General features: G+C 49.9%; 12 protein-coding genes and 1 tRNA gene. 7 read left to right on the top strand and 6 right to left on the bottom strand.

The genetic code is table 11. The features are described from left to right. The 4 genes from topA to upp all read right to left on the bottom strand — a co-directional run bounded on the left by topA (position 1) and on the right by upp (position 5,644). Positions 1–2,367, bottom strand: a complete 2,367-nt coding sequence (gene topA, locus PGN_RS03725) for a type I DNA topoisomerase (protein WP_012457773.1) — start codon at positions 2,365–2,367, stop codon at positions 1–3. 230 nt (positions 2,368–2,597) lie between these two features. Next, complete coding sequence (locus PGN_RS11830) at positions 2,598–2,735, bottom strand: DUF1661 domain-containing protein (protein WP_230847077.1); 138 nt, start codon at positions 2,733–2,735, stop codon at positions 2,598–2,600. Between the two features lie 367 nt (positions 2,736–3,102). Further along, complete coding sequence (locus PGN_RS03720) at positions 3,103–5,010, bottom strand: peptidase U32 family protein (protein WP_012457772.1); 1,908 nt, start codon at positions 5,008–5,010, stop codon at positions 3,103–3,105. Next, the gene (gene upp / locus PGN_RS03715) at positions 4,994–5,644 is read right to left on the bottom strand and encodes a uracil phosphoribosyltransferase (RefSeq protein WP_004585294.1); all 651 of its coding nucleotides are present in this window, start codon (positions 5,642–5,644) and stop codon (positions 4,994–4,996) included. Before upp ends, PGN_RS03720 begins: the two co-directional genes overlap by 17 nt. A 138-nt stretch (positions 5,645–5,782) precedes the next feature. On the opposite strand from upp, the gene PGN_RS03710 reads away from it, so the two are divergent. The 7 genes from PGN_RS03710 (at position 5,783) to PGN_RS03680 (ending at position 12,229) form a co-directional block, all read left to right on the top strand. Next, a complete protein-coding gene (locus PGN_RS03710) occupies positions 5,783–6,517 on the top strand; it encodes a porin family protein (protein ID WP_005873603.1) in 735 nt (244 codons plus the stop codon). Between the two features lie 152 nt (positions 6,518–6,669). After that, the gene (locus PGN_RS03705) at positions 6,670–7,416 is read left to right on the top strand and encodes a glycosyltransferase family 2 protein (protein WP_012457771.1); all 747 of its coding nucleotides are present in this window, start codon (positions 6,670–6,672) and stop codon (positions 7,414–7,416) included. A gap of 60 nt (positions 7,417–7,476) precedes the next feature. After that, positions 7,477–7,550 (top strand) — tRNA-Arg (locus tag PGN_RS03700). Between the two features lie 518 nt (positions 7,551–8,068). Next, positions 8,069–9,463, top strand: coding sequence for a sigma-54-dependent transcriptional regulator (locus PGN_RS03695; RefSeq protein ID WP_012457770.1), 1,395 nt, complete (start codon positions 8,069–8,071; stop codon positions 9,461–9,463). A gap of 25 nt (positions 9,464–9,488) precedes the next feature. Next, the gene (locus PGN_RS03690; RefSeq protein ID WP_012457769.1) at positions 9,489–10,826 is read left to right on the top strand and encodes a sensor histidine kinase; all 1,338 of its coding nucleotides are present in this window, start codon (positions 9,489–9,491) and stop codon (positions 10,824–10,826) included. Between the two features lie 155 nt (positions 10,827–10,981). Then, the gene (locus PGN_RS03685) at positions 10,982–11,380 is read left to right on the top strand and encodes a VOC family protein (RefSeq protein ID WP_004585287.1); all 399 of its coding nucleotides are present in this window, start codon (positions 10,982–10,984) and stop codon (positions 11,378–11,380) included. Positions 11,381–11,464: 84 nt separating this feature from the next. Beyond that, positions 11,465–12,229 (top strand): TrmH family RNA methyltransferase, encoded by a 765-nt coding sequence (locus PGN_RS03680; protein WP_012457768.1) that lies wholly within the window; start codon positions 11,465–11,467, stop codon positions 12,227–12,229. 799 nt (positions 12,230–13,028) lie between these two features. Here PGN_RS03680 and PGN_RS03675 read toward each other — a convergent pair. Both PGN_RS03675 and PGN_RS03670 read right to left on the bottom strand, forming a co-directional pair. Then, complete coding sequence (locus PGN_RS03675; RefSeq protein ID WP_012457767.1) at positions 13,029–13,598, bottom strand: C40 family peptidase; 570 nt, start codon at positions 13,596–13,598, stop codon at positions 13,029–13,031. Then, complete coding sequence (locus PGN_RS03670) at positions 13,573–14,487, bottom strand: ribonuclease Z (RefSeq protein WP_012457766.1); 915 nt, start codon at positions 14,485–14,487, stop codon at positions 13,573–13,575. The genes PGN_RS03675 and PGN_RS03670 overlap by 26 nt, the downstream gene beginning before the upstream one ends. Positions 14,488–14,492: the final 5 nt, after the last annotated feature.

The following is a 14,492-nucleotide window of genomic DNA, read 5'->3' as shown; positions in this document are numbered from 1 at the left end:
TTATTTCTTGGCAGTCTTCTTTGCCGATGTCTTTTTGGCCGGAGCTTTTTTCTTTCCCTTGGCCGGTTTCGTCTCTCCCTCTTCCACGTATTTCAGACATTCTTCGAGGGTGAGTTTCTCCGGGTCTTCCACCGTTTTAGGGACTTTGTAGTTTTTCCCTTTGTATTTGATATAAACGCCGAAACGCCCTGTGCGGATCTCCATCTCCGGATCTTCTGCAAATCCTTTGATCAGGCTTTTTTCCTCCTTCTCGCGTTTGTCAGCGATATACCTGATGGCATCGTCAAGCGAAACGGAAAGGGGATCGGTATCTTTTGGCAACCCTACAAACTTGCCTGCATGCTTGATATAAGGGCCGAAGCGTCCTACGGCTACCATTACATCCGCATCCTCATATTGTCCCAATTTCTTGGGCAGGAGGAATAGTTCCAAAGCTTCCTCCAGCGTGATGGATTCGATGGACTGTCCCGGCTGGAGCGAGGCAAACTGCGCCTTGATACCGTTTTCCTTATCCGTGTGACCTTTCTGCACCATCGCTCCGTAGCGTCCCATTTTTGCTACCACAGATTCTCCGGTCACAGGATCCGTACCCAGCATTCTTTCACCGATCTTCTGGTCGGGATCGAACTCGCATGCTTCTGCCACCAACGGGTGGAATTTGTTGTAGAACCGACCGATCTGCTTCTGCCATTGCAGTTTTCCTTCGGCTATTTGGTCAAATTCTTTTTCCACTTTGGCCGTGAAGTTGTAATCGATCACCTGAGGGAACGAAGCCACGAGAAAGTCGTTCACCACAAGCCCCATATCAGTGGGGAGGAGCTTATTCCGGTCCTGCCCGTTCAGTTCCGTTTTGATCGTCTCCGTTATGGCTTTCCCCTTGTGGTATTCCAGCAGGATGTATTCGCGTGTTTTGCCCGGTTTGTCGCCGCGTACTACGTATTCGCGATTCTGTATGGTTTGGATAGTGGGGGCATAGGTGGATGGCCTGCCGATGCCCAACTCCTCCATTTTACGAACGAGGCTGGCCTCCGTATAGCGTGCCGGACGCTGCGTGAAGCTCTCCGTTGCTTTCGCATGATGCAGAGAGAGCGTATCGCCGGCTTTGACAGAGGGCAATAGCTGCTCCTCGGTATTTGCAGAGCCATGTTCTTCGTCCGAATCTTCACGATAGACTCCGAGGAACCCGTCGAATACGATCACCTCTCCTTGCGAGCTGAGGGTCTCTGCAAACTTGTCGGTTCCGATTGTTATCGTCGTTTTTTCGAGGATGGCATCCGCCATCTGGGAAGCAATGGTTCTGCGGCGGATCAGTTGATATAGCTTTTGCTCTTGCGGGGTGCCATCTATCTCTGCCCTATGTATATAAGTAGGACGGATGGCTTCGTGGGCTTCTTGTGCCCCTTTGGTTTTGGTCTTGTACCTGCGGAACCGGTAGTATTGCTCACCCCAATGTTCGGTTATTTCCTTTTTGAGTGCACCGAGGGCCATATCCGACAGATTCACAGAGTCTGTACGCATATAGGTGATAAGCCCTTCTTCGTACAACTTCTGAGCGATACGCATGGTCTGTGCCACACCGTAGCCGAGTTTTCGGGCTGCTTCCTGCTGGAGCGTCGAGGTAGTAAAAGGAGTGGCCGGAGAACGTTTGCCCGGACGCTTCGTAACGTCCGTTATATGAAAGTGGGCATCCATACATTGCTCCAAGAAATATCGGGCTTCCTCCTTCGTCTTGAATCGTTTCTGCAATTCCGCCGTCAGCATTCTACCGTCGAGAAGGACGAACTCTATCGTACAGCGGAAGGATGCTTCCGGCACGAAAGCATTTATCTCACGCTCTCTCTCAACGATAAGACGCAGTGCAACGGACTGTACACGCCCTGCCGAAAGAGAAGGACGAATACGTCTCCATAAAACGGGAGAAAGTTCGAAGCCGACGATACGGTCGAGGACGCGCCTCGCCTGTTGGGCATCGACCAGATTGATGTCTATATCTCGTGGATTTTCGATAGCAGCTCTGATGGCTGTCTCGGTGATTTCGTGAAATACAATTCGCTTGGTCTGTTTGTTTTTCAGCCCTAATGCTTCGTACAAATGCCATGCGATGGCCTCTCCTTCGCGATCCTCATCGGAAGCCAGCCAGATGAAATCCGATCGGTCGGCTTGGGATTTCAGTTCCTTGACTACCGGACGTTTATCGGCAGGGATCTCGTATTCCGGCTCGTAGTTGTTTTGTATATCTACACTGAATTTATTGGGCTTGAGGTCGCGGATGTGTCCGTAACTCGAGAGTACTGTATAATCCGAACCGAGGAAACGTCCTATCGTTTTGGCTTTTGCCGGAGACTCTACGATGACTAAGTTTTTCATCCTTCTGGTTGATGGGGGTTTGATTTTGCGCGCAAAGGTAATGTATTCGTACCGCAATACAAATGAATGAGAGATACTTGCACATTCCGGTTCCATGTGCAATTGTTCGGTGGATCATTACACTTAAGGAGACCATTGAAAAAAGAGAAGGTCTCTATCTCTATATAGTCGTCCCTTAAAAAACCTCTTTAAGGGACGACTAATTAGAAAACAAATTCATTGACTTTTTCTTACGTCGAACTGACGTTGTAAGCAGATTCCTCACGAATTTGGTTCCGGAATTGGCCGGAATGCGGTTCGAGTTTTCTGAGATTCACGAGCGAGAATTTTTCCGTTGTGGCGCGTAAAATTTTTACTTCCCACGCCAAAATGAAAAAATTCCCGAGCCACGTTTTTCCAAACGCTAAACCGCCATTTTTACGAACTGACGTGTACGGAATCGGAGAGGTCAAAAAAAGCAGTAATCATGTCGAAACATTTGACCTATTCCGAGCGTCTTCACATTGTGGAAGAATACCTCGGCAGACCCGGAGCAAGTATGCCATCGAGAAGAAGTACAACTTCGCCCAGGGGCATATTAGAGACCATTGTACGGCATTTTTGCGATATGACCATTGGTCTTTTCTTACGTCGAACTGACGTCTATATACAAATGGGCTATGAACATGGAATACCATCATCCGATTTCTAATGCAACAGCCCTGATTTACACACCTTACTCTGTTTCCCCTCGTATCAGGTCTGCTTGATTCCTTCGGAGTCGTGATAGACCAGCATTTGACAGTGTTGGCAGTCGAATCGGAGTCGCAGACGAGTTTCGCCATGAATCAGGTAGTACGGTTCTCTGTACGGCGATTCCTTGTGTTGGAGTGTGGGGCAATAGCCCAAATGATAGCGGAGACAGTGCTTCGAAAACATAAGCGGAACGCCTTGGGGATGTGAGTGTTCGAAGGTGGGGGCGATGGATGTATATCCCATTTGCCGATAGAAGGCTTCTGCTTCCTTATTCGCCACATTGGCTAAGAAAGAAAGGCTCTGCTCTCCCTCCTGCAAGCAGCTCGCCGCAGGAGAAATGCGACGTTGTACGACCGGTTTTTCCTCACGTTCAGGCATAGAGGAGGCTTTCTCGATGAAGGATTGGACTGCATCTCTCCTTAACCGGCCAATGAGAGAAAGCGGGATGAAATAGTCGTGACTGAGCCGGATATCGACTGATACGGCTTCAAGCGGTGTACCACCTAATTTGGTCAGATTCTTGCGGATCTGTTCTTCATCGAACCGTGTGGCAGGCTCGTGAGCAGCTGTTATCGTAGCCTTTGCAGATGGGTAGCAGTCGGCCTCTATCGAGAGAGAGAAGCCGTCCGGAACATCCGTCAAGGTAAGAGATACGGGAATGAGGCGAACGGCCGAGTTGTCTTGCGAGAGAGCTTTCTCGAAACGGATGTCGTAATTGCGGAATACGTTTGTTCCCGATACGATGCCGGCAGAATTGTCCACTTGTATGCTGCCGTCGGGTAAAACCACATTGATGCGCGTGCCGCTCATGTTGCCGTCGGGGTGCAAGAGGTAAAGGCCATCGCCATTGGCCAGGGAGGGCTTGGCTCCCGTATTATCGGATCGCAGCCGGATGCTGACCTTGTTGCGGTTTACAGCTGTCACGCAGCCGATATAGGCACCTTTGCTTTTGTTCGATTCGGGTGTGATGAGGGTATTTGTGTCGCGCTTACCACTTAGAAGGAGATTAGTGAAGCCACGGTTGAAGCTCTTTTCAGGGGCGGGATGGAAAGCGAAAGTGCAGCGTCCCGATGAAGCTCTGCAATAACGTTCGGGGTAGCGGCTGATGAGTTCGTCCAAAAGACGGCGATAGTGTGCCGTTACATTTTTGACATAGGAGATACCTTTGAGTCGGCCTTCGATCTTGAATGAAGAGATGCCGGCCTCAAGCATCGACTCCAATTCGGCAGAGCGATTCAAGTCTTTCAAGGAAAGAAGATGCTGATTGCTTCGGATTACCTTTCCATCGGCATCGATCATCGTATAGGGCAGTCTGCAGAGCTGGGCACAAGCTCCTCGGTTGGCACTGCGTCGAGTCAGTGCCTCGGAGAGGTAGCACTGCCCACTCAGACTCACACAGAGTGCACCATGTACAAAGGCTTCCAATACCACTGATGTGGAGTCGGCTATCTTGCGGATTTCGGGAAGGGACAGCTCTCTGGCCAATACCACCTGCTCATAGCCCAGAGACTCGAACATCCGGACTTTCTCCACAGTGCGGATGTCGCATTGTGTACTGGCATGGAGGGCTATAGGTGGGAGGTTCAGACGACATAGGGACATGTCCTGTACGATCAGGGCATCTGCTCCTGCCCGATAAAGCTCCCATGCGATGCGTTCTGCTTCGGGAAGCTCATCGTCATACAGGATCGTATTGAGTGCTACATATACTTTGGCACGATAGAGTCGTGCAAAGCATGCCAGCCTGCCTATATCCTCTATCGATACTCCTGCCGAAGCTCGCGCACCGAAAGACGGAGCACCGATATACACGGCATCGGCACCGTGGAGGATTGCCGCCTGACCCGTGGCAAGATCTTTGGCCGGAGCAAGCAGTTCTACAAGCCGTGGCTCAAAGCTTTTCGCCATAGGCCAAATCGCCTGCGTCGCCTAATCCCGGCACGATATAGGAATGCTCGTCTATGGTGGGGTCGATGGCTGCAATCCATATTGTAGTATTGTCCGGCATGACACCGCGTATATAGTCCACGGCTTGCTGGCTGGCTATTATGCTGGCTATATGGATATGTTTCGGATTGCCTTTGGTCAGCAGCGCTTTGTATGCCAGTTCCATGGAGCTACCTGTGGCCAACATGGGATCGGATATGATGAGGACTTTGTCTGTGATGTCCGGCGATGCTATGTATTCGATGTGGATGTCGAAATTCAGGCGGTCCTTATACTTCCTGTAGGCGGATACAAAGGCATTTTCACAATAGTCGAAATAGTTGAGGAAGCCATGATGGAAAGGCAGTCCTGCGCGAAGGATCGTAGCGAGCACTACTTTGTCTTGGGGTACGGAGCACTCGGCCTCACCCAAGGGCGTAGTGACGGTACGCACCTGTTGGGTCATCTTCTTGCTGATCTCATAGGCCATTACTTCTCCCACACGTTCTATATTGCGACGAAAGCGCAGTCGATCGTTCTGAATAGTGACATCGCGCATCTCCATGACGAATCTATTGAGAAGAGAATGCTCGGCACCTAAGTGTATTACTTCCATAATTATTGTTGTGAGGTAGGTTATGCAAATCTACGAACGAGATGTTCTAAATACCGATTCGCGCAAAAATACAATATCTTTGCTGCATAAGGCGTTGATCTTACACACCAAATAAAGAATTGAAGATTATTCTCTCAGATGCAATTCTTATATAATTCACGTTTTTCGTTGAGAGTCGCTCTCTTTTGCCTGATTTGTGCCTGGGCCGGACGTACGCTGTCGGCGCAAACGGAAAAAGTACAGAATCGCCCCTACGCCGACTACAAACGCTATCATCTTGGATTCCATGTAGGGATGCATGCCCAGGATTTGGTTATCTCCAACAACGGGTTTGTACCCGAAGGGAGTACGTCGACTCCGATTTATGCTCAGATTTCTAAATATTCGCCCGGATTTTCCGTTGGCGTGATCGGTGATATGTTCCTTCTGCCTAATCTGAATTTACGTTTGCTTCCGACTTTGCACTTCGGAGACAAGCAGTTTGTCTTTTCCGATGGGGAGAAACCCGTGGCCTCTTTCTCCGTTCGATCCAATTATTTGGAATTTCCGCTATTATTGAAATATGGTTCTCGGCGCCTGAACAATATGCGTCCATACCTCATCGGCGGGCCTTACTGGACTATGGAGCTGGGACGAAAGAAGGGGTTGGAGATTTATACCAAAGCGAACGATTACGGGGTGCAGATCGGTCTCGGATGCGATTTTTACCTGCCTTTTTTCAAATTGTGCCCCGAACTGCGTTTTAGCTTTGGTTTTCCCGACGTTATCACACACGAGCGTCCTGATCTTTTGGATGATTATAAGTTGATCTATACCCAGTCTATCAGTCGGGCACGCACCCGAATGATTATGCTCACGTTCAATTTCGAGTAGTTGGCACGCTCTTTTCGACAGGTCAGTGGCGCATATCCTTGCAATGAAAAACACATTTTATCTGAGTTTTTAGCCGGTAAAGGATATTTTTGCAGTCGATTGTTACCATAGCCTCTTTGTGCCGGTATCGACGCCTAAGCTTTTTGGATATTATGGAAGAGAACAAACCTGTTTTTTCGATCATTACAGTTTGCTATTGTGCAAGGGATATTATCGCCAAAACAGCCCACAGCGTACTTTCCCAAACATACCCTAATATAGAGTACATTGTTGTCGATGGAGCTTCTCCCGACAATACAGCCGAAGTGGTACGTTCGTTGTCTTCTGATATCAGACTGATCAGCGAACCGGACAAAGGGCTATACGATGCTATGAATAAGGGCCTGCGTATGGCTTTGGGCGACTATGTTTGGTTTCTGAATGCCGGCGACCTTCTGCCATCCGATGATCTTGTCGAGGCGATAGCCAACGGTATTAAAAGCTCTCCAATGGGATTACCGGATGTCCTTTACGGCGATACCATGCTGATTGATGCCACCGGTAAGGAGAAGGGTTTACGACGGCTTCGTCCTCCTTTCGAACTCCAATGGAGAAGTTTTGCGGATGGTATGTTGGTATGCCATCAGGCTTTTATTGCAAAGCGATTGATAGCACCGTCGTACAACATGAAATACCGATTTTCAGCTGATTTCGATTGGTGTATTCGTATTCTTCAAGCTGCTCGCAATATCGTCAATACAGAAATGATTCTGGTGCACTCTTTGGATGATAGGGGGGGGATAACTTACAAAAATCATAAGGCTTCTCTCAAAGAGAGATTTTTGATCATGAAGCATTACTACGGGAGCAGGAAGTCGATTATGAAGCATCTGAGCTTCTTTTTCCGCCGCAAGCGCTAAGCTGTTTTGAGAAAAAGCAATCTCAAACAGAAAGAATTTCGTACTTTTGTTTTGCAAAAAGGCCTGGTAGCTTAGCTGAATAGAGCGTCAGATTCCGGTTCTGAAGGTCGCGGGTTTGAATCCCGCCCGGGTCACAAAGTCTTACAAATATCAGTGCGGGCTGTGTCGAAATTCGATTTTGACACAGCCCCTTTTCATTTTGATACTGGGAATAACGTCAAAGCTTCAACTTTCAAAAGCTGAGGCCGTTGCAGAATAACCCTTCCACCCCATCATATTGATCAAGACAGGATGAGTTTGGCTTCTCTTCGTCTGCTTTTCCTATTGGACTTGACTTCCCCCGACCCAAAATTCGAAAAGCTCATCTCCCAAATCCGGGGATTTCTCGCCTATCGACACAAGCATTGATTTGACGAAGAAAGGAATGCTTCATGCGGATCTCTGCAAACCTCAAGTATACACCTATGAAAGAAACTGGGGGAAAATATCTATTTGCTCGGTGCTCATGTCCTGGAGGTTTAACCTTTCACGAAGGCACAAAGAATCAGCTCTGCGGAAAAAGAGTTCAACGAAAATCCCCTGCAACAGTCTCAATTGAGACATTCGACAGAAAAGACCGTGCTTCAATGCCAATTTGTACTTTTACCGTGCAATGGAAAAACTGATCGATATTTTGGTCGTAGACGATGATGTGGCAGTCTGTGCCGCACTGCGTCTGGTGCTCAAGCGAGCGGGCTATAATCCCGTTATAGCCAACAGTCCCGACGAAGCTTTGTCCATAATGCGGAATCCTGATGGCGGCTGTAAGCCGGCTGTGATTCTGATGGATATGAATTTCTCCCTTTCGACCTCCGGCAGGGAAGGATTGGAACTACTGGAGAAGATGCAGATATTCACTTCCTGCCCTGTCATACTGATGACGGCTTGGGCTTCGATTCCACTGGCAGTGGAGGGAATGAGGCTTGGAGCTTTCGACTTCATAGGCAAGCCATGGGACAACGATCGGCTCCTTCGTACCATAGATACTGCCTTGCATCTGGCTGCTCCCTCAGCTGTGGCGAATCCATCGGAACAGTCTGACAGAGATACAGCCCGTCAGCCGAAAGCTACAGTCCAAGAGAATGACCCCTGTGCCCATATCATAGGCCGGAGCGATGCCATCTGTAAGATCAAGGAACAGATACGCCGCATAGCTCCCACCCATGCCTCTGTGCTGATCACGGGCGAGAGCGGTACGGGCAAAGAGTTGATAGCCGAAGCTCTGCACCGTGGGAGCAAACGAGCCTCAGCCCCATTCGTCAAGGTCAATTTGGGTGGGATTCCCGAAAGTTTGTTCGAAAGTGAGCTGTTCGGACATAAGAAAGGAGCTTTTACCAATGCTTTTTCCGACAGGAAAGGACGGTTCGAGCTGGCTGATGGCGGCACGATCTTTCTGGACGAAATAGGCGAACTGCCGGTCGGCAACCAAGTAAAACTGCTGCGAGTGCTACAAGAACAGACATTCGAGCCGTTGGGCGAGAGCGTCTCCCACCGAGTGGACATCCGTGTGGTATCGGCTACGAATGCTTCCTTGGAGCAAATGGTAGCCGAAGGACGTTTCAGAGAGGACCTCTACTATCGAATCAACCTGATACATCTGCATCTGCCTCCGCTGCGTGAGCGTCAGGAGGATATACAGCTGCTGGTGGAAGCCTTCAGCGAAGCCTTTGCCCAATCGATCGGATTGCCCCCTGCCGTTTGGAGTGCGGAAGCTATGCGACGTATCTGCGCCATGCCCCTGCCGGGCAATGTACGCGAACTGAAAAACGTAGTGGAGCGTACGCTATTGCTCTCGGGATCGAGAGAAATCAGTGCCCGGGATGTGGCTGACTTCGGTTCGCAGGTGACGGCAGCAGACCACTCCGACGAACGGGCTTTGACCGACATGGAGGAAGCTGCTATCCGAGAGACGCTGACTAAATACAACGGCAACGTTAGTCGTGCTGCACGAGCCTTGGGATTGAGCCGGGCAGCTCTCTACCGGCGAATGGAGAAATACGGACTGTGATAATGTGTAAAACAGAATCGGCACGATGAAACGATTGGGCAGAATATCCCTACGCGTTTTGCTCTTGGCAGGAGTATTGCTCTCTCTATTGCTTATGGCGATGACTCTCCTATATCCTCCGGTAGAGAAAGGCGGGCTCTTCTTCATGCTGGCTATAGAGGTTGCTCTCCTCTTCTTTCTCGGTTTCCTATATAATAAGGTAGTATTGCCGATACGAGCCGTAGGCGATGGAATGGATATGCTCCGTTCACAGGACTATGCCACTACCCTTGCTCCTGTCGGTCAGCAGGATGCAGACCGGGTGGTCGAGCTTTATAATGCGCTGATGCACAGCCTCAAGAAGGAGAGACTGAGACTGGAAGAAAGGGACAATTTCCTTTCGCTCGTGATAGATGTTTCGCCCGTGGGCTTCGTCGTTTTGGATTTCGACATGCGGGTTGTATCGGTCAATCCTGCCGCTCGCAGGCTGTTGGACTTACCCGATGATTATATCCCGATCGAAAGACCGTTGGAAGAAGTATGCGCGAAGATCCCTTTCGGTCCGGACGAGCTGGGCGAAGGGGAATCCCGTACATGGCGATTGCCTACGGCCGAGGTGAGGAGGATTACGCGGATGAGATTCTTCGATCGTTCGTTCAGCCGTCTCTTTTTCAGTATCGAAACCCTGACCGAGGAGTTGCATTCGGCGGAGAAAGAAGCCTATGAAAAACTGATCAGGCTGATAGCCCATGAGGTCAATAACAGTACCGCCGGTATAATCGGTGTGCTAAATGCCGTGGGGGATGCTTTCGACGACACTCCTCATACTCCCGAAGGGGAAGTGTCCGAAGCCATCGCTCTCTGCCGCGACCGGTGTATGGCCATGAGCCGCTTTATCACACGATTTGCCGAAGTGGTCAAGCTACCTGATCCTACCCTATCTTCCGTAGACTTGGTACCGCTATGCGAGCGATGCATACTGCTGATGCAGCCTTTGGCTGTCGAAACGGGTGTGAAAATGAAGATGTGCAAAGAGCAAAATTCGTGCTTAGTCCGCTGCGATGCAGAGCAAATAGAGCAGGTGGTAATCAATCTGCTGCGCAACGCTATAGAGAGCTTTGCACAGCAAAATGATCTGGCTGTCTCGGAAACAAAGACGGTTCTGCTTTGTTTGGATCGTCACAATCTGCTTGTAGAGGATAATGGACAGCCTATCAGCGATGACGTTGCCACCCGTCTCTTTACACCATTCTTCAGCACCAAGCCGAATGGTCAGGGGATAGGCTTGGTCGTTATTCGCGAAGTACTGACTCGCCACGGCTGGGCCTTCTCCCTGACCACTGATGCCGACGGCCACACTCGCTTCCGTATGGCGTGGCCTTGATGCGATTTACCTCTTTAGTTCGCTGATTACCCTTTCCAATAGGGCTACAATTTGGGAGGATGGAATGTTTTTGTCACCTTAGCACGTCCGTTTTCCTGATTTCTTCTTTTTTTCAGGAACGATTCGGACAAGTATTCATTATGTGATTTTTAGGTATGGACAATCAGAAAAGACCTTTTACGACGCGTTTCGATCATTATAACTACAACGTCCTCGACCTGGAACGTAGCCTGGCTTTCTATGACCGCGCTTTCGGCTTTCGCGAAGTGAAGCGCAAGGAAGCGGCCGATGGCTCGTTTATCCTCGTTTATCTGGGCGATGAGTACGGGCATTTTCTTTTGGAGCTGACTTGGCTCAGAGATCGGAAGGAACCTTACAACTTGGGAGAGAATGAGGTTCACCTCTGTGTCCGGACTACGGGCGACTATGATGCCGTACGCGAATATCACCGTGCCATGGGCTGTATCTGCTATGAGAATGAGCAGATGGGGCTCTACTTTGTGAACGATCCGGACGGCTATTGGATCGAGGTGCTGCCGGAGAATCGGGATTGATGGTTCGGTACTGTCGGATCTCTCGATGCCGTGCGTTCCGAACTGCTTTGAGGTGCCGTTTCTTGAAGATTAGATGATTTCATCATGCTTTCTGTCAATCAGATAAAATTCTTGCGAAGCCTGCGCGAACGAAAATATCGTTTGCGAGAGCAAGCTTTCGCAGTGGAAGGGCCTAAGCTCGTCGGCGAGATGCTGCCTTTCTATCGCTGTCGTATGCTTGTCGGCACGGCTGCCATGCTAAGAGCGGTAAGCACACCGCATGATGCCGAAGTGGTGGAGCTACCCGAATCCTTCGACTTCAAGCGCATCAGTACGCAGACCTCTCCGCAGCCACTAATGGCCGTTTTCGATCTGCCTGCAGAGCCAGAGCCGGTAGTGGAAGGGCTGACGCTGCTCTTGGATGGGGTGCAAGATCCGGGCAACGTGGGGACCATCCTACGAACAGCCGACTGGTTCGGTATCCGTCATGTGTGGCTGGGGACAGGTTCAGCCGATGTCTTTTCTCCCAAAGTCGTACAGGCCTCTATGGGAGCATTGGCACGAGTACAGCCGACCCCCCTTAAGAACACGGTCGATACACTGGCTTATTTTCGTCGGCAGGGAATACCCGTTTACGGAGCTTTTTTGGAGGGACAAAGCCTATACGAAGCCCCCTTGCCGAACTTTACCGAACCTGCCATACTCGTCTTGGGCAGTGAGGGGCACGGCATCAGTCCCGAAGTTGCGGCGGAGATTACCGACAGACTTACGATACCGGCTTCCGGTTTGTCTGTGAAAGGGCATACCGAATCGCTCAATGTTGCTATTGCCACAGCCATTTTGTGCTCCGAATGGAGGCGTCGCAGCTGAGAAAAACAGCTTTTTTCCGCCTTATGATTTGTGTATAAACTGCTTACAATCCATGAGACCATTTAGAGTCACACCTCTTCTTATCGGGTTATCAGTTGGTCTCCATAGGCTTTGGGAGTAGGAAAGCACGAATCCATAGAAGAGCATTGCGCCCCTTCGTCCTATTGCTCTCGCTGTGCTCATGGTCAGCCCTAGATAGAGAGGCTTTAGCTTCGCTGCAATTCGCCATCAGCCATCACACAAAATCACGGATGAGCCACACATGAGACCTTTGCACAGGGCAACCGCATCAAAAATTTCGAGAAAATACAAGTTGCTAATTTTCAAATGATTGCATTTCGGAGATTATACTCAAAGATAAAGAATGCACTCAAAACTATGATTGATAATCAGGCACTTACATTTTGATGCGGTTGCCCTGGACCTTTGCACGGCAATTGCCGTGCAAAGGTCTCATTAACAGGAAACGGAGAAACGCCGATCGCATTTCTCTCGTTTAGCAAGGACGACGTACTGCTCCGGTTAGGACGACCTTCTGCTCGTTTTAGGTCGACCTGACTTTCTGTCAGTGTCGACGTATGCGGTTTATTCCCTCGTAGTATGCGGATGAGAAGGGGATTACGAACTGGAAAACAACCCTTTATAAATCACCCGTTTTTCAAAGGTCTCGAATTTTGACACAGCCCCAATTTTTATTCTACCGTTCTCCTAAAATGTAGCCTACAGTAACGATATCATTCAAGTTTTTGCCAGTCAAAAGGTGAAATTGGATTTTTATGGAAGAGGAACTCGGTGGAGATCAGTCCATGAGAGCTTGGATCTCAGGCAAACGACCGGCACGGATGTAACGCTTGCTGAAGTACGAACTTCGTTGCAGTGATTCGATGATAATACCTCTGCTATTGGTGTTGTGTAGCATGATTAGTTCGTCATCGCAAACTTCGATCAACAGTGCCACATGGCCGATAGTCCCTTTGTGATTCTTGCTACCACGGAAGAAAAGCAGATCGCCCGGTAGAGGATGGCGTATGGGAATGGTATAGTTGTACAGAGCCGATGAAGAGCGTGGGATATGAATACCGTAGCAGGAATAGAGGTAGGCCACGTAGCCGGAGCAATCCATCGGCCAAGACGATGGCCCCTGATACCTGTAGGGTTTGCCTATCAGTTTCTTGCCTCGGGCTATCAGGTCGGTAACGATGTCCTCCGCCGTTCGGAGCGAATGGCCGGTAGTAGTTGTATCGTGAGGTTTGCCGGATATATTTGTCGCTTTTTTGCCTGTTCCGCAGGAATACAGGAGGCCAGCAAGGGTAAGGAGCAAACAAGACTGCCGGAAAAGGCGTTTACAGATCGATGCGCATTCTTTCATTGGCGGCAATAGTTGGCTTGAATACGCTTTGAGCTTCTTCCAACAAACCTTGGACGTCCTTGTATCTGCCGGAGTAATGCCCGATGAGGAGGCGTTTTGCTCCTGCCTGTCGTGCTATTTCGGCGGCTTCTTTGGCTGTACTGTGAAAAGTCTCTTTGGCTCTTGCCCAATCCTCCTCCATAAAAGTAGCTTCATGGTAGAGCAAATCCACACCTTGAATAATAGGGACGATGGAGGGACAAAACTCCGTGTCCGAGCAGTAAGCATATCGTCTGGGTGGTGTACCCGGGGTCGTGAGGTGTCGGTTGGGGATGATCCGCCCATCCGGTGTCGTGTAATCGGATCCTTCTATGATGAGGGGATATTCGGCAAGCGGAATATTGTAGAACTCGGCAGCCGCTTTGTTCAGATGCCTTGCACGGCATTTCTCTTCGAAGAGGTAGCCCACCGCAGGGATGCGGTGGCTGAGCGGTATGCTATAGACTTTGACGGATTTGTCCTCATGTACAAGCGCATGTCGGGAGGCATCGATCGTATGTATCTCCACCTGATAGGGCATTCGGTGACAGAACTGCTCCAATATGGGGCTGAGGAAACGCTCTATTCCCTCCGGCCCATGCACATGCAGGGTGCCGGTACGCCCCAGCAGACCGAGCGTGGAGATAAATCCGGGCAGACCGAAACAGTGATCGCCATGGAGATGGCTGATGAAGATATGAATGAGACGTCCGAAATGGAGCTTTTCGTGTCTGAATTGTCGCTGGACACCTTCTCCGCAATCGATCATGTAGAGTTTGTCGCGCAGGTCGATTACTTGCGAAGAGGGATGGTGGTGTGTGGTTGGCAGGGCAGATCCGCAGCCCAATATATGTACACTGAATGCTGCCATATTGC

It is taken from the genome of Porphyromonas gingivalis ATCC 33277 (assembly GCF_000010505.1).
Taxonomy (GTDB): domain Bacteria; phylum Bacteroidota; class Bacteroidia; order Bacteroidales; family Porphyromonadaceae; genus Porphyromonas; species Porphyromonas gingivalis.
The sequence above is the reverse complement of the archived record's forward strand: the minus strand, read 5'-3'. Positions and strand labels throughout refer to the sequence as shown.